The sequence below is a fragment of the Nonomuraea sp. CA-141351 genome, assembly GCF_050944675.1.
Taxonomy (GTDB): Bacteria; Actinomycetota; Actinomycetes; order Streptosporangiales; family Streptosporangiaceae; genus Nonomuraea.
Map to the genome: position 1 here is coordinate 3,514,450 of NZ_CP191982.1, position 17,942 is coordinate 3,532,391.

Annotated in this window: 13 protein-coding genes; 7 read left to right on the top strand and 6 right to left on the bottom strand. The window is 69.6% G+C overall.

Annotated features, from left to right (window positions below):
- Window positions 1-2 precede the first annotated feature (2 nt).
- On the bottom strand, window positions 3-158 hold the full coding sequence (locus tag ACQPWU_RS16745; RefSeq protein WP_433440964.1) for a hypothetical protein: 156 nt from the start codon (window positions 156-158) through the stop codon (window positions 3-5).
- Window positions 159-326: 168 nt separating this feature from the next.
- Here ACQPWU_RS16745 and ACQPWU_RS16750 point away from each other — a divergent pair, with 168 nt between their 5' ends.
- A complete protein-coding gene (locus ACQPWU_RS16750) occupies window positions 327-1,565 on the top strand; it encodes a polysaccharide deacetylase family protein (RefSeq protein WP_433440966.1) in 1,239 nt (412 codons plus the stop codon).
- On the opposite strand, the gene ACQPWU_RS16755 is transcribed toward ACQPWU_RS16750, so the two are convergent.
- A complete protein-coding gene (locus ACQPWU_RS16755) occupies window positions 1,532-2,572 on the bottom strand; it encodes a glycosyltransferase family 4 protein (protein ID WP_433440968.1) in 1,041 nt (346 codons plus the stop codon). The genes ACQPWU_RS16750 and ACQPWU_RS16755 overlap by 34 nt on opposite strands.
- Window positions 2,569-5,292: a methyltransferase domain-containing protein gene (locus ACQPWU_RS16760; RefSeq protein WP_433440970.1), complete on the bottom strand. Its 2,724-nt coding sequence runs from the start codon at window positions 5,290-5,292 to the stop codon at window positions 2,569-2,571. Before ACQPWU_RS16760 ends, ACQPWU_RS16755 begins: the two co-directional genes overlap by 4 nt.
- A 90-nt stretch (window positions 5,293-5,382) precedes the next feature.
- Here ACQPWU_RS16760 and ACQPWU_RS16765 point away from each other — a divergent pair, with 90 nt between their 5' ends.
- Window positions 5,383-6,492 (top strand): D-glucuronyl C5-epimerase family protein, encoded by a 1,110-nt coding sequence (locus ACQPWU_RS16765; RefSeq protein WP_433440972.1) that lies wholly within the window; start codon window positions 5,383-5,385, stop codon window positions 6,490-6,492.
- A gap of 39 nt (window positions 6,493-6,531) precedes the next feature.
- Entirely contained in the window at window positions 6,532-7,551 is a 1,020-nt protein-coding gene (locus ACQPWU_RS16770) for an LCP family protein (protein ID WP_433440974.1), read from the top strand.
- Here ACQPWU_RS16770 and ACQPWU_RS16775 read toward each other — a convergent pair whose 3' ends face one another.
- Window positions 7,552-10,545, bottom strand: a complete 2,994-nt coding sequence (locus ACQPWU_RS16775; RefSeq protein WP_433440976.1) for a protein kinase domain-containing protein — start codon at window positions 10,543-10,545, stop codon at window positions 7,552-7,554.
- A gap of 211 nt (window positions 10,546-10,756) precedes the next feature.
- Between ACQPWU_RS16775 and ACQPWU_RS16780 the strand changes: the two genes are divergently transcribed.
- Both ACQPWU_RS16780 and ACQPWU_RS16785 read left to right on the top strand, forming a co-directional pair.
- The gene (locus tag ACQPWU_RS16780; RefSeq protein WP_433440978.1) at window positions 10,757-11,947 is read left to right on the top strand and encodes an esterase-like activity of phytase family protein; all 1,191 of its coding nucleotides are present in this window, start codon (window positions 10,757-10,759) and stop codon (window positions 11,945-11,947) included.
- A gap of 113 nt (window positions 11,948-12,060) precedes the next feature.
- Window positions 12,061-13,476: a hypothetical protein gene (locus ACQPWU_RS16785; protein WP_433440980.1), complete on the top strand. Its 1,416-nt coding sequence runs from the start codon at window positions 12,061-12,063 to the stop codon at window positions 13,474-13,476.
- A 160-nt stretch (window positions 13,477-13,636) separates the two neighbouring features.
- On the opposite strand, the gene ACQPWU_RS16790 is transcribed toward ACQPWU_RS16785, so the two are convergent.
- Both ACQPWU_RS16790 and ACQPWU_RS16795 read right to left on the bottom strand, forming a co-directional pair.
- Window positions 13,637-14,752 carry a LacI family DNA-binding transcriptional regulator gene (locus ACQPWU_RS16790; RefSeq protein ID WP_433440983.1) on the bottom strand — a complete coding sequence of 372 codons (1,116 nt, stop codon included), beginning with the start codon at window positions 14,750-14,752 and terminating at the stop codon, window positions 13,637-13,639.
- A gap of 83 nt (window positions 14,753-14,835) precedes the next feature.
- Window positions 14,836-15,822 (bottom strand): hydroxyacid dehydrogenase, encoded by a 987-nt coding sequence (locus ACQPWU_RS16795; protein WP_433440985.1) that lies wholly within the window; start codon window positions 15,820-15,822, stop codon window positions 14,836-14,838.
- A gap of 248 nt (window positions 15,823-16,070) precedes the next feature.
- Between ACQPWU_RS16795 and ACQPWU_RS16800 the strand changes: the two genes are divergently transcribed.
- Both ACQPWU_RS16800 and ACQPWU_RS16805 read left to right on the top strand, forming a co-directional pair.
- Window positions 16,071-17,057 (top strand): ABC transporter permease, encoded by a 987-nt coding sequence (locus ACQPWU_RS16800; RefSeq protein WP_433440987.1) that lies wholly within the window; start codon window positions 16,071-16,073, stop codon window positions 17,055-17,057.
- Window positions 17,054-17,920, top strand: a complete 867-nt coding sequence (locus ACQPWU_RS16805) for a carbohydrate ABC transporter permease (RefSeq protein ID WP_433440989.1) — start codon at window positions 17,054-17,056, stop codon at window positions 17,918-17,920. The genes ACQPWU_RS16800 and ACQPWU_RS16805 overlap by 4 nt, the downstream gene beginning before the upstream one ends.
- The last annotated feature ends 22 nt before the right edge of the window (window positions 17,921-17,942 follow it).

Below are 17,942 nucleotides of genomic sequence, written 5' to 3' on the forward strand. Positions count from 1 at the left end.
GTTCACGGGACCTGGCCTGTCGCTCCCTTGCCGCCCAGCAGGTCCAGCTCGACCATCTCCGCGGCGGCGACGAGCCTCATCGCGGCCGCCGTCTCGGAGCTCCCCTTGATCTCCTCCAGGTACAGCTCACACCTGGGATCGCCTTCGAGGCCGGGCAACGATACCGGCCGGCACCTCATCCGGTGCCGTGGGCGAAGGTCCGCGCCCACCGCCGGCGTCAGTCACGAAAGTGACCGAACCGGCCCGCAAATAGCGCAGATTCTTACATGCATCCGGATCAGCGCGCATGGGAGGATGTGCGCCGCGAAGTGGGGGAGGAGAGAGCAGTGCGTCGAGTGGTGATGGTGGGTGCGGCGATCGCCTTGGCGGCCTTAGCCGCCGGCTGCAGCGGGCAGGGAGCCAAGCCGACTCCGAGCGGCGTGTCGACGAGCGCCGTGTCCACGAGTGGCGGCGTGGTCTCCCTCACCTTCGACGACGGTCTGGTGCGTCAGAAAGAGATGGCGCAGGAGCTCGCCAAACGCGGCATGGCCGGCACCTTCTACGTCCTCAGCACCCGGATCCAGGCCCCCGGCTACCTCAGCCAGACCCAGATCGCGGAGTTGTCCCAGGCAGGACACGAGATCGGCGGGCACACCCGCACACACGCCAGGCTGCCCACCCTCCATCCCGACGAGCAGCGCAGGGAGGTGTGCGGCGACCGGTCCGCGCTGGAGGCCCTGGGCTTCACCCCGAGATCGTTCGCCTATCCCTTCCACGAGGTCAACGCGGCAGCCGAGGCCGTGGTGAAGGACTGCGGTTACAGCAGCGGCCGGGGCCAGGCGGGCGTCGCCGCGGAGCAGGTCACCCCCGGGGACCCGTACAACCTCAACACGCCGCTGGCGGTCGGCGCGAGCGCCACGCTTCCCCAGATAGAGCAGTACGTGATCGCGGCCGAGCAGCGTAAGGGCTGGGCGATCCTCGTCTTCCACGACTACTGCGACAACTGCGGACCGTTGGGGGTGAAGCCCAAGGTGTTCACGGATTTCCTCGACTGGCTGAAGGGGCGGAAGGTCGCCGTTCGGACCGTCGGCGACGTCATCGGCGGCGACGTGCGGCCCGTGCCGCCGCTCAAGGCCCCGTCGATCGTGATGAACGCCTCGCTGGAGAACTATTTCGGCAAGGAGGGGCTCCCGGACTGCTGGCAGCTGGACGGGCGGTCCCCGACGGCCACGTTCGGCCGGGTGCCGAGCGCGCACACCGGGCGCTGGGCCGGCCGCATCCAGGTGACCGGCGGCGACCCGGGACAGCTCAGGCTGGCGATCAAGCAGGACGACGGCGAGTGCGCGCCCAAGGCGGGCCGCCTGTCGGTCTGGTACACCTCGACCGCGCCGGTACGGCTCACGCTCAGCAAGAGGTCGGGTGACGGGGTGTGGTCGCGCTGGACCGACGGCCCCGTCTTCCCCGCCACGTCGACCTGGCGGCAGGCCACCTGGGCGCCCCGGCCGGCAGATGCCGCGGGGGTCAGCTTCGGCCTGGTGCTGACCGCGCCCGGTCAGGCCACTTTCGACGACTTCGCGCTGCGCTGAAGCACGTTCGCGAAGGCAGCCAGGGCATACTCCGTGTGCGTGCGCTCCCTGACGAGCTGGGCCGTGCTCAGCAGGGCGGCACGGAAGCCGGGATCCGACAGCGCCCTGTGCGCCTTGGCCGCCGCGTCCGTCCAGTCGCCTGGCGGGTAGAGCGCCTCCTCCGGGAGGATCTCGGGCAGCGCGCCCACCGCGGGCGCGATCACCGGGCACCCCCTCACCAACGCCTCGGCGACCGACATGCCGAACGACTCGTCGGTCGTCGTCGAGACGGTCAGCCCGCCGTTCGCCGCGATGGCGGAGTAGAGGGCGGGCATCCGGTCGTAGTCGAGGCGCGGCAGCCAGCGGGCCGCGCCGAGGGCGGGCGAGGTGGCGAGTTTGGTGGTCAGCGCGGACAACTCGCTCGCCGGTGCGGTGTACCCGCCGATGAGCAGCGGCGTGACGCCGGGGTTCGCGGCCGCGATCCGGTCGAGCAGGTCGGCGGCGGCCCGCCAGCGCTTGTGCCCGTCCAGCTTGCCGATCCAGGCCACCGGCGCGGAGCCCAGCGCGGGCGGGACCGTCTCCGCGTACCAGCGCTCGTCCAGGCAGTTGGGGACCACGCTGATCGGGGAGAGCCCCAAAGCCCGCAGCTTCGCGCGCATGTACTCGCTCACGGTCACGATGTGGTCGGGGCGGATCGCGAGCTCGCCCAGGTAGGAGAGGTTGGTCGTGGTCGTGTGCACCTCGAGGATCAAGGAGCCGGGGGAGCCCGCGCGCTGCCACGCTGACAGGAAGCCGGGGCTGTCGATCACGACGACGACATCCGGCTCCGCGTCCCTGATGGCGGCCTCGCGGGCTTCGTCGGTGGCCGTCACCCGGGCCACTCCCGGAGGGAAGTGGGCGACCATGCCGTGGTCCGACTCGTAGAGGATGCCGATCTCGAACTCGGCCGAGAAATGGGTGTACCTGTTGAGCAGCTGGGTGGACACCCCGCCGATCACGCCGTAGCGGTAACAGAACAGCACCTTCATCGGCACTCCAGCAGCGTCAGCAGACCCTCGCGGCCCTTTCGCACGACCCGCTCGGCCAGCTCGGAGTACGCGTCCACCCGGCACTCCCAGGTGTTGCGCGCGAGCCAGGAACGGATCCCCTCGACGTCGAGGGCCGAGCCGGCCAGCTGGGGTATGGCCGCGACGAACTCCGCCGCCGACTCGGTGACCCGTACCCCCGGATAGTCCACGCACTGCGGGAAGTAGGTGCTCAGCACCGGCAGAGCGAGATGCAGGTACTCGTAGACCTTGATCGGGTCCACCGCGTCGGCCAGCGCGCCGTTCTTGAACGGGATCAGCGCCAGCGCCCAGCCGGCGCTGAGCTCGGCCAGCTCCCGATGGCCGAGCAGGCCGAGCAGGCGCACGTTCTCCGGGAGTCTCAGGTCAGGGCTCTGGTGCCCGGCCAGCTCGAAGGTGTAGTGCGGATAGGTCTTTGCGGCGCGGATCACCAGATCCCAGTCGAACCACTTGTCGGTCAGATGCCCGAAGTAGCCGATCCTGGTGGCGTCGGGCCTGCGCGGGGCCGTGGGGGCGGGAAAGGCCGGATCGAGGGCGTTGGCGTTGACGCTAACCTTGCGCCCGCCCAGCGTCTCCATCTTCCTGGCCAGCGGCGCCGAGACCGCGGTGACCACGTCGGCGTGCGCGACGAGGTAGCGCTCGTATCCGGCGTGGTACCACTTCGCCATGCCGATCTTGGCGAACTCCTCCCAGTCGTCGCGCGCGTCGTAGATCGTCACCCAGCCCTGCGAGGCGGCGTGAGTCAGCGCCCGCACCATGGCCTCGTGCGGGAACGAGGCGAACAGCAGCTTCCGCTTGCCGCCGAAGTCGGCGCTCAGCACCTCGTCGAGCAGCCGGGGCGTGATGTCGATCGGGCTCTGGAACAGCAGCGGATCGGGGTGCGAGGGCAGCGGGTCCGTGTCGCGCCAGCGGTAGTAGTTGAAGAAGACCGGGCAGTCGCGGCCGAGGTAGACGCGAGTGAGGCGGATGGGCCTGTTCCCCCGGGCCTCCTGTACGAAGGTCGTGCCCGAGAACATCAGCACGACCTCGTCGCCTTCGGCCGCCCTGGCCCGTTCGATCCAGTCATGCAGCCCGATCCTGAACTCCTCCACCGGCACCGGGGCGACCACGTCTTTCACCACCGCCGAGGCGGGCGCGGGCGGTGGGGACGGGCGTGTGACGACCGTACGGGTCGGCGCCGCAGGGGAGGTCGCCGGGCGGGCCTTCGGGCCCGGCTGCGCCGGGTCGGGCCGCCCGGGTCGGCGTAACTGCCGGTAGACGGACAACACGCGCCAGGCCCGCGAGGAGCGGATCCTGGTGACCTGATCACGATAGTCCGCCAGCCGGCCGGTCACCGTCTCCAGCTTGGCCCGTAACCGCTCGTTCTCCTGCCGGAGCTTGGACTCGAGCGTGACCAGCTTGCTCAGGCGCTGCTGGGTGAGCTCGTGCCGGTGCCGCTCGCCGTTGTAGACCGTACGGAGCCTGGCCAGGCCCGCCCGCTCGGTCTGGAGCTCCTCGTCGAGCGCGGTGATGCGCCCGTGCAGGCCCAGCAGGGCCTCCGCGTGCGCGGCGTGGGCCGTCCTCAGTGCCTCGCCGTGGGCGGCCTCGGCCGATTGCAGGTCCTCGGCCTGGGCCCGGACGTGAGCGCGTAGCTCGTCCCGCTGGGCGGTCATGGCCTCGGCCGTCTCGCGGACCACCTCCAGGCCGGCGCTCAGCCCGTGAATCAACTCCAGGAGCCTGTGCCGCTCGGCTTCCGCGGCGTCGGCGGCCTCGCGGAGCAGGCCGATCTCGGTCTCCGCCGCGCGGATGCCGGCGCGCAGCCGGTCGCGCTCCTCTGTCACCGCATTGAGCTGCTCCCGGAGCCCGTCCCGTTCCGTGGCCGCCCCGTCCGCGATGCTGAAGGACAGGCGGCGTACGGTGTCCTGCAGCGCCGACAGCTCGTCGAGGACGTGCTGTCTCGTCCTGCTCTCGCCGATCTGCGCCTTCAGTTCGGCGTTGGCCGCGGTGACGTCGCGGTAGAGGCGGTTGGCCCGCTCCAGCTTGTCGCGGAGGTTCTGTAACCGCTGCTCCAGGTGTTCCTCGCGCTGGAGGAAATCCGCCTCCTCCGGACTGAGCAGGTGGGAGGGGACGCCCTGCGGCTCCTCCCGCCGTACGGCCACCGCGGTGATGTGCCGGTCCAGGACGGTCAGCTCGCGGACCTCGAACAGGGGGTCGATCAGGCGGCGGAAGCCGGCGCGGTAGAACGTACGGTGATGATCGTGGTGGGGCATCAGCCCGTGGGGCACGGAGAGCAGGAGCGTCCCGCCTGGTGCCAGGACCCGGTGGAGCTCGGTCAGGACCTCTCCGGGGTCCGCCACGTGCTCGAGCAGCTCTCCGGCGACGGCCGAGTCGAAGCAGCCGTCGGGGAAGCAGAGGCGTTCGCCCTCGCCCCGCAGGAAGGCCAGCCTGGCGGCCACGTCGGCGGGCAGCTCGGCGGCCAGCCTCCCGGCGAAGGCGATGGCCTCCTCCTCTATGTCGACGCCCGCCACATGGTCGCCTCGGCGGGCGGCGAGGATGGACAGCGTCCCCTGTGAGCAGCCCAGGTCGAGGACGCGACCTGGAGGGAGATGCTCCAGGAGCCAGTGCAGCCTGTTCCTGGTCAGTGCCTGGGTTTCTGGGTCGACATCTATCCCGTTATAGGCACAATGGACGCGATCATGGTTCATGTAGGCAGGAACCCCTGGGGATGATCAGTGAGGGCCCGACATTACCATTTCTTGAAATAGCCGGTAAGGGCGGTAATCAAGGTGCCTGTGTTGCGTAAGTTCATCGTCCCGGTGATCGCCCTGTGCTCCCTGATCGGTTGCACCTCGTCAGAGCCTTCCGGCGTACGGAGATCGCCCACGGTCACGGCGACACAGGTTCCCGTCGGCTTACTTCACGAGACCGTGCCGGGCCTGCGCGTCGACGACGAGCTCTACGTGCCGCTCGACGTGCTCGCGAAACGACAGGAACTGGCCGTTTCCACGGGTGCCGACGGGGTCGTCCGCGCCGAGTATTCCGAGGACGAGACCCCTCTCATCAAGAAGCACGATCCGCGCGGGCCCTGGCTGCACTTCGCCAGTGTGGATGTCACCACCTGGCGGCGCATCTCCATCGGATCGGACGGGATCCCGGTGAGCACCTACGATTTCGGCAGCTTCCAGTATCCGGTCGAGGTCGTCCAATACGGCATGGAGAATTACAGCAAGTGGGTGGTTACGGGTGACCAGAAATACCGGGCCAAGGCCGAGACGGTCGCCCGCTGGCTGCTCGAGCACCAGGACGCCAAGGGCGGCTGGCCCGTGCCCTTCGACTACTCCTATCGCGAAGGTCTGGCCGGCGAGCTGCGCGCCGGCTGGTATTCGGGGATGGCTCAAGGCATCGGGGCGGCCTTCCTGGCCAAGATGTACGACAAGACACGTGAGTCGCGATACGGCGATGCCGCGCTGCGGGCGCTCGGCCCCTTGCGGACCAAGGTGGAGCAGGGCGGCGTGCTGCGCCGGTTCGAGGGCCGCTTCGACTGGTTCGAGGAGTACCCGACGCCGACCCCGACGCATGTGCTCAACGGCTACCTGTTCGCCCTGATCGGCGTGTACGACGTCGGCGAGCTCATGGGCGACGAGCCGGCGAAGGAGATGTTCCAGCGGGGGCTCAAGACCCTCGACAGGATCCTGCCGCTCTACGACCTGTCGTACAGGACCACCTACGACCTCCTCCACTACACGCGAACTCCGGCGACGGCGCCCAACCCCGCCCGCTGGAGTTACCACTCGTTGCACGTCACCCAGTTGTCGGCGCTGGACGCGATCACCGGCGGGCGCTACAGCGAGGTCGAGAAGCGCTGGCTCGGCTACCTCAGCGGCAAGGCGTTACCCGGCAATTAGCTATAAAGTCCACTAATCGATCTCGGGAGGTATCGAGGGATGCGCCGCTTCCGCCGCCTGCTGTGGATATCCCTGGCCTCCCTCGTGCTGCTGGGGGTGCTCGGCACCGGCGGGCTCTTCATCTACCAGTCCAGCCTCGACAGCGACATCGTACGGTTACCCCAGGCCCTGCCCACCTCCCAAGAGGAGGAGAAGCAGCGACCGCAGCCGAAGCCCGGCCACGGAGAGACGTGGCTCCTCGTGGGAAGCGATCGCAGGGCGGACGCCGCCACCACGGGAGACGGCGCCAAGGCGGCGCTCTGGGTGCCCGGCTCGCAGCGCACCGACACGATCATGCTGGCGCACCTCTCCGAAGATCGGAAACATGCCGCGGTCGTGTCGATTCCCCGCGATTCCTGGGTGACCATTCCCGGCCGAGGCCGAGCCAAGATCAACGCCGCCTTCTCCTGGGGCGGACCCGCCCTGCTGATCAAGACCATCGAGTCGCTCACCGGCATCCGCATCGACCACTACGCCGCGATCGACTTCAAGGGGTTCGCCGCGGCGGTCGACGCGGTCGACGGGGTCGACGTCGAGGTGGCCAAGACCGTACGCGACACGAACAGCGGCACCACCTGGACGGCCGGCCGTCACCACCTCAACGGTGAGCAGGCCCTGCTGTTCGTCCGGCAGCGCTACAACCTCCCCGGCGGGGACTTCGACCGGATCAAGCGCCAGCAGGCGCTCCTGAAAGCCCTTTCCGACCGGACGCTGAGCGCCGGCACCCTGACCGACCCCGCGAAGGTCGACGGACTGCTCCGCTCGATCACCAAGGCGACCACCGTGGACGACGGCGTGACTCTGGAGATGCTCCGCAGCCGGCTCATCGACCTGGCGGAGCTGGACGCGTCCGACTACTTCACGATGCCCACTCGCGGAACCGGCATGGAGGGGGCACAGAGCGTCGTCTACCTGGACAGCAGCAAGACCCGCGCGCTGAGCGAAGCCATCAAGGCCGATCGGGCGCGCGAATACGTCAAGAAGACCGGGCCGGGAAACTCGGTGGACGCGGTCCGGTAGTCACCCGCCGAGGATGTTCCAGGCGCGTACGGTCCAGTCGGTGCCGGCGGAGACCGCGATCGCCGTGCCGCCGGCCTGACCGGCGGCCAGCGCGTACACGGGGCCGGCGTGCCCGCCGATCGGCTTGCCGACCGCCTGGCCGGTGCGCAGGTTCCACACGCGCAGCGACCGGTCGTCACCTGCCGAGACCACCCGCTCGCCGGCCGCGGCCAGCGCCCGCACCCAGTCGGTGTGCCCGCTCAGCGGTGCGCCGATGGCCGTCCCCGTGATCAGGTCCCAGCGGCGCAGCGTACGGTCCTCGCCCGCCGACACCGCGACGGGACGGCCGTCGACCACGGCGGTGGTCACCGCGAGGACGACGCCCTGGTGGCCGGTCAGCGGGGCTCCGATCTGCTTGCCGGCGGTGATGTCCCACAGCCGCAGCTCGTGGTCCTCGCTCGCGGAGATCGCCACGGGCCGGCCGTTCACGATCGCCGACGCCAGTGCCCTGATCGGCTTGCCATGTCCGGACAGGGGCGGCCCGAGGGGCTCCCCCGTGACGGCGTTCCACCGGTGCAGGCCGCCGTCGGCGCCCCCGGAGACGATGACGTCGTTGATGATCGTGACGGCGTTCACGCTGCCCCGGTGGCCGATGAGCGGCTTGCCCAGCGCGGCCCCCGTGTCCAGCCGCCACATCCGCAGGACTCCTCCCGCGTCACCGCTGACCGCCACCGGCTTGCCGGCCACGGTGCCGGCGGCCACGGTCATGATCTGATCGGCGTGGCCGAGCAGCGGTGTGCCGATGGCCGTCCCCGAGATGGGGTCCCACATCCTGACGGTCTTGTCCGCCCCGCCGGAGACGGCCACCGGCCTGCCGCCCACTGTGGTCAGCGCGACCGCTTTGACCGCGGCGGAATGACCGGGGGTGCCCGCGGCCACGGCCGAGGCGGTCCACTTGGTCAGGTCCCACGTCCGCACGGATTTGTCCGCGCCGCCGGAGAACGCGGTCGGGACGCCGTCGACCACGGCCGCCGTCACGGCCGTGACGAATCCGGTGTGCCCGGTGAGCGGGGTGCCCACCGGCTCGCCCGCGGTGTCCCAGCCGCGGATCACGCCGTCACGGCCCGCGCCCAGCAGAGTCCAGGACGTCCCCGTCTTGATCGCCGCGAGCGAGATCACGACATCGGGCAGGTCCCGGATCGTGATGACCTGGTCAGAGGCAAGGTCCCAGACCCTGACCGTCTTGTCGTCGGAGGCGGAGACGACCGCGTCCGGCGTGACGGCCAGCGCCCGCACCCAGTCGGTGTGCCCGGGCCTGGCCGCACCCGCGGGCTTGCCGGTCTTCAGATCCCAGAACCGCAGCACCCGATCCTTGCCCGCGCTCACCGCGACGGGCTTGCCGTCCACGGTGGTGGTGGCGACGGCGAGGACGGCGCCGGTGTGGCCGGTGAGGGGGGCGCCGATGGGGCGGCCGGTGGTGAGGTCCCACAGGCGTACGGTCTTGTCGTCGCTGCCGGTGACCGCGACGGGCTTGCCGTTCATCGTGGTGGTGGCGACGGCGAGGACGGCGCCGGTGTGGCCGGTGAGGGGGGCGCCGATGGGGCGGCCGGTGGTGAGGTCCCACAGGCGTACGGTCTTGTCGTCGCTGCCGGTGACCGCGACGGATTTGCCGTTCACGGTGGTGGTCGCCACCGCTCGGACCCAGTCGCCGTGACCTGGCATCGGCGCGCCGATCGGCCGCGCGGTACGCGCGTCCCACTGCCGGACCGTCCCGTCCTCGCTGGCGGTCACCATGACCGGGCGCCCGGCGACCTCGGCCGTGGCGACGGCGGTGACCGCCGCGAAGTGGCCGGTGGGGTGCCAGCCGATCGGGGCACCGAACCCCGCGGCGGCCGCGATGGAACTGGCCGGCGTCGTCGGGGCCGAGACCAACCGGGGCACCAGCACCGCGCCCGCTCCGGTGAGCGCCACCAGCACCGCTCCCGCGACGGCGAGCCGCCCGACCCGCTTGCGAGAGCGTAAGGTCGGCGGCGTGCCGCCGGTGGGCTGCGAGATCGGGTCGGGAAACGCCACCTGGGCAGGCCGGACGGTGCCGGGGGTCGAGTCGGGTGGCGCGAAGGGCGCGATCACGGGGGAGGACGTCTCCCGTTCCGCAGGCCACGGATGCGGCGGATCGCCCGGATCGGGCTGTGCGGAGGGGGCGATCAGGGGAACGGGCGCTTCGTGTTCGGTGGGCCACGGTTGCGGCGGATCGCCCGCGATGAGGGCGTTGAGCACCTGACGCGCGGTCGGCCGTGACTCCGGCTGACGCACCAGGCAGGAGGCGATGATCGAGCGCAGCGGCTGGGCGACCTCGCTGAGGTCGATCTCGTCCTGGCGCAGGGTGATGGCCATGGCCGCGATGGTGCTGCCGCTGAAGAGGGGCCGGCCCAGCGCCGCGAAGGTCATCGTCAGGCCCCAGCTGAACATGTCGGAGGCCGGGGTCACCCGATCGCCCGCGAGCTGCTCGGGAGACATGTAGGCGGGGGTGCCCAGTACTCCCGTGACGGTCACGGTCTTGTCGCCGAACGAGCGGGCCACGCCGAAGTCGATCACGTAGGGGCCGTCCGAGCCCAGGAGGACGTTGCTGGGTTTGAAGTCCCGGTGGACGATCCCGGCGTTGTGGATGGAGACCAGCGCCGTGGAGGTGTTGACGGCGAGCCGGGTGAGCACTGAGGTCTCCAGCGGCCCCCTGGCGAGGACGTATTGCTGGAGCGACTCGCCCGCGATGTATTCGCTGACCATGTAGAGGCGGTCGTCGCTGATCCCGTGGCCCAGCACACGCACCGTGCAGAACGAGGCCACCTTGGACGCGACCTCGATCTCTCGCTGGAACCGCAGCCTGGACTCGGTGTCGGAGGCGTCGACGGACGTCATTATCTTGATCGCCACTTGCTGGTCGTCGTCGTCGAGTGCGAGGAAGACCGTCCCCTGGCCACCCTCGCCGATCCGGCCCGTGATCCGGTACCGGTCCACGGACCTGGGATCTCCGGGCCTGAGGGGCTGGATGTCCGGCACAAGACTCCTGGGCGGGGGCGCGATGCGGGTGATTCGATCATAGGGCCACAAGCTCCACCGAGGCAGGCTACGAAGCTCGTACGTGATCGACGGTCATAGCCGATCAAAGGCACGCTGTATGCACGCTGTGTTAGGAATCGCGTCATATGACACCTCTAGCGTGCCGGGCATGAAACGCATCCCTCTGGCGGTGGGTGCCGCCGTGCTGGCCGTGAGCCTCGCCGCCTCGGCCGCCTCCGCATCCTCCGCTGCCGCCGAGCCGGACGGCGCGGGCCGGGCCACGCTCACCGGGTTCGCCTCGCTCCCGGCGCAGACCTTCGTGCCCGGCAGCGAGCCATCCGGCTCGCAGATCGGCACGGCCCCCGTCAACGGGGTCACCCCACCTTTCGCCGGCCAGCCGGTCCAGGGGTTCAGCGGCATCGTCCGGCGCGGTGACGGCACCTTCGACGTGCTGTCCGACAACGGGTACGGAGCCAAGAACAACAGCGCCGACTTCCTGCTGCGCGTGCACCGCATCAGGCCGGACTTCCGTGCCGGCACCGTGCGCGTGCTGGGCGGGTTCAACCTGTCCGACCCGGACCGGCGCGTGTCCTGGCCGCTGACCAGGGCGGATCGGGTGCTCACCGGGGCCGACTTCGACGTGGAGTCGATCGTGCGGGCGGACGACGGCACGTACTGGATCGGCGACGAGTTCGGCCCGTTCCTGCTGCACTTCTCGTCGAGCGGCACCCTGCTGGAGGCGCCGATCGAGCTGCCCGGCGTCAAGGCGCCGGAGAACCCGACGCTGAACGGCGCGGCCCCCAACCTGGCCGGCAGCAAGGGCTTCGAGGGCATGGCCCGCTCCGTGGACGGGCGACGGCTGTACCCGCTGCTGGAGGGGACGGTCAGCGGTGACCCCGCGGGTACGCTGCGGCTGAACGAGTTCGACGTCCGCAAGCGCGCCTACACCGGCAAGCGCTGGACGTATCGGCTGGACAGCCCGGCCAACGCGATCGGTGACGCCATCGCGGTGGACGACCACCGCTTCCTGATCATCGAGCGGGACAACAACCAGGGCGACGCCGCCGCGCTCAAGCGCGTCTACCTGGCCGACACCCGCGACCGCGACCACGACGGCGCTCTGGACAAGACCCTGGCCGCCGACCTGCTGGATCTGGCCAACCCCAAGGGGCTCGGCGGGTTCGGGGAGACGTTCCGCTTCCCGTTCCAGACCATCGAGGACGTCGTCATCCTGGACGACCGCACGATCGGGATCCTCAACGACAACAACTTCCCGTTCTCGTCGGGACGCACGCCGGGCCGGCCGGACAACGACGAGTTCATCACCATCCGCCTGCCCTGGCGCCTGCACGCGCGCTGAGCGTGTTGCCCTGATCTTCAATGACAGCTTTGTCGTTGTTGTCTCATCGGTTACATCTGATCATTGAGTCTGCCCGCGGGTGCGCGGGTGCATTTCCGACGGAGGAAACTCTGATGCGAGTCGTCCAATTACTGACCGCCTGCACTGCGGTGGCCGCCACCGTGGTCGCACTCGCCGCGCCGGCCATGGCGCAGGCGGACCAGGACCGAGCCGTTGAAGGCCGGCAGATCAAGATTGGCCGCGATCACCCTGACGCAAGGGTGCCGTTCGTTGTGAAGAAGTCCGGCGAGGCACTCGTCGACCTGGACGCCGCCGCCCCCGGCACGGACTGGGCCGTGAAGGGTGACGAGTCGGCGGTCGTGTCCGTCTATGTCGACAACCGCTATGCCACCGACCTCGTCGTCTCCGGAGATCAGCGGCTGCACCGGCAGCTCGCCCTCGGCATGCTGAAGGCAGGGCCGCACCAGCTGCGCCTGCGTTTCGCCGACGAACGATCCGCGGCGGGCAGCGCTTCCGTCCGGCTCGACAAGGTGAAGGTGACGACGTACGCGCCGGGCAGCGCCGACTACCTGGCGCTGCGCTACGCCCCGGTCGTCTACGGCCGCAACCTCTCCGAGCTCGGTACCCCCTATCAGAACGCGACGACCGACACGCCGCTCATCGCCTGGCACGAGGTCGCGCCGGGGACGGCGCCGGGCCGGACGAAGCTCACGTACTCCATCGTGTGGAGCAACGAGGACGGCGGGACCAACACGCCGGCGCTGATGGCGCGCTGGGGCCGTACCACTGACATCGAGTGGATCTACGACGTGGAGGTCGACGAGCACGGCAACCGGGTCGCGGGCAGCGACACCTATCAGGCCGCCAACCACCAGACGCTGCACTTCTCCGGACAGTACGAGGGCGACCACGCCCTCCTGGAGACCTGCACCAGCAACAACAACATGTGCGACAAGGTCACCGATCCGATGAGGTTCTTCCTGTCGCCTCTGCAGACCCGCCCGGCCGACCAGCCCCGCGAGTACATGATGGACACCAACGCCTGGACCTACGAGATCATGTCCAAGGAGATGATCCGGGAGGGCAAGATCGAGGCCGCATCGGACACCGCGCCTGCCACGCCCGAGGTGAGCGACCAGCGCAACTACCTGTTCGCGGCGATCAAGAAGACGACGGACCGGCCCAACACGGGCTCCTCCTGGGTCGGCGTCTCGATCGGCGTGCGCCTCAAGAACGGCGGCAGCGTCTATCTGTCGAACCATGTCGACCCCACCTGGTCCATCCAGCGGGACGACCCGGCGGCGACCACGGTGGAACTGCCGGCCGGCACGACCGCCGACGACATCCAGGAGATCACCGCCAACCGCGTCGTGGTCGGCACCGACAACGGCGCCGTCGTGCACGTCACCGGCATCAAGCGCGGCTTCTTCCTGGGCCAGGACTATCTTCCCCAGGAGTCCTTCCTCAACTGGAGCGGCGACGTCACCATCGACGCCGCCACCCCCTCCGCGGTGATCTGGCGCCGCTGACGCCACCGTCCCGCCACGGTCTGGTACGACCGTGGCGGGACGGTCGCTTCTCTCCTATCGGGAGGTGGGCGCTCCCTCCCATGGGAAGAAGCGCCCCGCGGGGACGATGCCCGACCGTGACGATCGGGCCGGTCAGCCCCGGCACGTTCCAGGCGATGGGCTAGTGAGGGGTGACGGTCCTCTTGCCGACCGAGCCGCGGACCACGATGTGGGTGCCCAGGACGACATGCTGCGGCTGGCTGGGGTCCAGCGCCAGCCGTACGGCGGTGCGGCCCAGCTCCTCGGTGGGGATGTGCACCGTGGTGAGCCCGGGCACCAGGTCGGCGGCGAGCGGGATGTCGTCGTAACCCGCGACCGACACGTCCTCGGGCACCCGCACGCCCGCCTCGCGCAGCGCGGCCAGCACGCCGGCGGCCACCATGTCGGTGCCGGCGAAGATCGCGGTGAAGTCCGCCCCGACCGCCAGCAGGCGCTTGGTGGCCTCGTAACCGGCGCTGCGGGAGAAGGTGCTGGGCAGGAGGAGGTCCGGGTCGTAGGGCACGCCGTAGTCCTCGTGCGCGCGGCGGAAGCCGTGCACGCGGTCGATCTTGGTGGTGTTCTGGTCCTCGGCGGTGGCGGCGCCGAGGTAGACGATCCGGCGGTGGCCGCGGGAGAGCAGGTGGCTGGTCATCGCGTAGGCGCCGGCCTCGTTGTCGTACTCGACCACGGTGGTCGGCACGTCGTCGCCGAGCGGGGGACGTCCGCACAGCACCAGCCGGGAGCCGGCCTTGTCCAGGGCGTGCGCGAAGTGGGTCATGCGACGGCGGTAGGCGTCGTCGGCCGAGCCGCCGCCGACCAGGATCACCGCGTCGGCCCGCTGCTCGCGCATGGCCTCCACCACCGTCAGCTCGCGCGCCGGATCGCCGTGTGTGGTGCAGACCAGGCACAGCCGCCCTTCGGCGGTGGCCTGCTGTTCGACGCCCTTGGCGACGTAGGCGAAGGAAGGGCCGGTGACGTCGTCGAGCACGAAGGCGACCATTTTGGTGCTGGCCCCGGACAGGGCACGGGCGTGCACGTTGAGGACGTAGTCCAGCTCGCGCATGGCGCGCAGCACGCGGGTGCGGGTGGCCTGCGCGACCGGGTAGTCGCCCTTGATCACCCGGGAGACGGTGGAGGCGGAGACCCCGGCCCGGGCGGCGACGTCGCGGATGGTGGCGCGCTCGGCGTCATCCACGGCAGCCTTACGCGGCGTCGCCTCCTGCGCGGCGTGCTGTGAGTTTCCCGGCTTTCGTGGCAAGGCGCACCTTTCATCAGGGCCAGGGCAGCTCGATTGTCGCGGACGGCGCGGCTCCCACGCTACCTGGGAGCCGCACCGCCGCATCAGGCCACTCGGTCCAGGTCGTCGTGGTTCACCCGGTGCGCCAGCGGCAGCCCGGCGGTCAGCCGTTCCAGCTCGTCCACGACGACGGCGCCCATCCGGGCCAGCTCGTTGCCGTGTGAGCCGGCGATGTGCGGGGTGAGGAACGCGTTCGGCAGGTCGAACAGGGGTGAGTCGGACGGCAGCGGTTCGGGCTCGGTGACGTCGAGGATCGCCGACAGCCGCCCGGATCTCAGCTCGGTGACCAGCGCGTCGGTGTCGACCAGCGACCCGCGGGCGGTGTTGATCAGCACCGCGCCGTCCGGCATCAGCGCCAGCCGCGCGCGGTCGATCATGTGCCGGGTCTCGGGGGTGGCGGGGGCGTGCAGGCTGACGATGTCGCTGCGGCGCAGCAGCTCCTCCAGCGAAGCCTGCGGTACGCCGGGAACCCGGGTGTAGGGGTCGTACAGACACAGGTCCAGGTCGTACGGCGCCAGCAGCTCGAGCACCTTGCGGCCGATGCGGGAAGCGCCCACGACGCCGACCCTGCGGCCGTTGTTGCCGATGCCCTCCTCGATCTTGGCCAGGGTGAAGGCGCGTTCGCGCCGGTAGCGCTCGTTGAGGGCGAAGACCCCCTTGCCGGCCAGCAGGATCGTGCCGACGGTGTACTCGGCCACCGGGACGGCGTTGGCCGCGGCGGCCGAGGAGATCAGCAGGCCGCGTTCCCAGCAGGCGGGAGTGACCAGGCTCTTGACCGAGCCGGCCGCGTGCAGCACGGCGCGAAGGCGTGGGGTGGCGTCGAGCAGTGCCTCGTCGAGCGGCGGGCAGCCCCAGCCGGTGAGGAGGATCTCGGTGTCGGCCAGGGGCAGGCGCGGGTCGTCGAAGCGCTCGGCCACCAGGGCGACGTCGATGTCGGCCAGCGTGTCCAGCCGCCGCAGCAAGGGCGCGGGGAAGAGCAGGGCGAGATGTTCCTCGCTCATGGCGAACAGCGCCTTCGGGCGTGTGGACACAGGGAAAGCCCTCCATTCGGATAGAGACCGGTTTCTAACCTAGAAGCACAGCTGCGCATGGTCAACGGTCAGTCTTGATTGATCTCGAACGAGCGCCGTACCAGGATTCCCAGGTTATCCGTGGTCGATGTGTAACGTCTCCGTAACGCAACCTTGAACGTGTCCGCCGCTCGGACGTAGCGTTCGCAGCGACCGGTTTCTATCAACCTAGAGAGCCACCTGCTGCCGCCTCAGACGGGACTTCGGTGATGAGCACGCTACAGACCAGGCGAGAGCCTCAGACGGGACCGCCTTCCGGGCCGCCGGGCGGGCGCCGCGTCCGACGCGGGGCGGTCCGCACGAGCTGGACGATCGGGCTGCTCGCGCTGCCGGCGGTCGTCTTCTTCCTTGTCTTCAACTACCTGCCGATGGCCGGCCTGGTGGTGGCGTTCAAGCAGTTCGACGTCAACCTGGGGATCTTCGGCAGCCCGTGGAACGGGCTGGAGAACTTCGCCTACTTCCTGGAGTCCGGGGACGCGGCGCGGATCCTGTTCAACACGCTCTTCCTCAACATCCTGTTCCTGATCGCGACGCTGGCCGCCGGGATGATTCTAGCGATCATGCTGAACGAGATCCGCAGCACCTTCTTCAAGCGGGTCTCCCAGTCCGTCGTCTTCTTCCCCTACTTCGTCTCCCCGGTCGTGATCAGCATCATCCTGCAGGTGCTGCTGGCCGGAGCCTCCGGCGGGGGCGGGGCGGTCAACGACGCCCTCGGGGGCCTCGGGTTCCCCACGGTGGACTGGTACACGGAGCCGGGGCCGTGGCCGTGGATCCTCACGGTGGTGAAGATCTGGCAGCTCGGCGGCTACCTGAGCGTCATCTTCCTCGCCGCGATCACCGGCATCCCCGAGGAGGTCTACGAGGCCGGGATGATCGACGGAGCCTCGCGGGCCCAGATGGCCTGGCGCATCACCCTCCCGCTGCTGAAGCCCACCGCCGCGGTCCTGCTGGTGCTGGGGGTCGGCCGCATCTTCTACGGCGACTTCGGCACCATCTACGCGATCGTCGGGGACAACGGCACCCTGTTCGACAGCACGGACGTCATCGACACCTACGTCTTCCGCGCCCTGCGCCAGCTCGGCGACTTCGGCACCACCGCCGCGGTCGGCCTGTTCCAGTCGGTGGTGGGTTTCGTCCTCGTGCTGATCGCGGTGCTGATCCAGCGCAAGTACTCGAAGGAGACCAGCATCCTATGAGCGGCAAGAAGCTGGAACCGTTCACCATCGTCAGCATCATCGGCGTCTCCTTCGCCGTGCTGGCCTGCGCGATCCCGTTCTGGATGATCATCTCGGGGTCGTTCACCAGCGAGTCCGAGCTGGCCACCACCGGGTACAGCCTGTTCCCCGCGGCCTTCGACCTCACCGCCTACAAGATGATCTTCACGGGTCCGGCGGTGCTCGACGCCTACTTCGCCAGCGTCTTCATCACGGTCGTGGGCACGGCCCTGTCCCTGGCGGTGACCTCGGGGCTGAGCTGGGTGATCGCCCGCCGGCTGCCCGGCATCAGCCGGCCGCTGACCGTCTTCTCGTACCTGCCGATGTTGTTCTCCGGCGGCCTGGTGCCCCTCTATCTGCTGGTCACGCAGTACCTGAAGTTGCAGAACAGCTACTTCTCGGTGATCCTGCCGCTGCTGGTCATGCCGTTCCTGGTCTTCGTCCAGGTCAGCGCCTTCCGCCAGCTGCCGGAGTCGATCTTCGAGTCTGCCAAGATCGACGGTGCGGGCGAGCTGCGCATCTTCTTCACGATCGCGATTCCGCTGTCCAAGCCGATCCTCGCCGTCGTCGGCCTCTTCTACGCCGTGCACTACTGGAACGACTGGTTCATGGCGCTGCTGTTCATCGACGACGTGCACAAGTTCCCGCTCCCGCTCGTGCTGCAGAACCTCATCTCCAACATCTCGTTCACGCAGATGCTGCCGCAGCTGGCCGAGGCGGCCACCCCCGTCTACCAGCTCCGGCTGGCTCTCACGGCCGTCACCATCGGCCCGATCCTGCTCGCCTACCCCTTCGCCCAGCGCTACTTCGTCAAGGGCATCACCCTCGGCGCCACCAAGGGCTGAGCCCGCTCCCCCCCACCTTCTG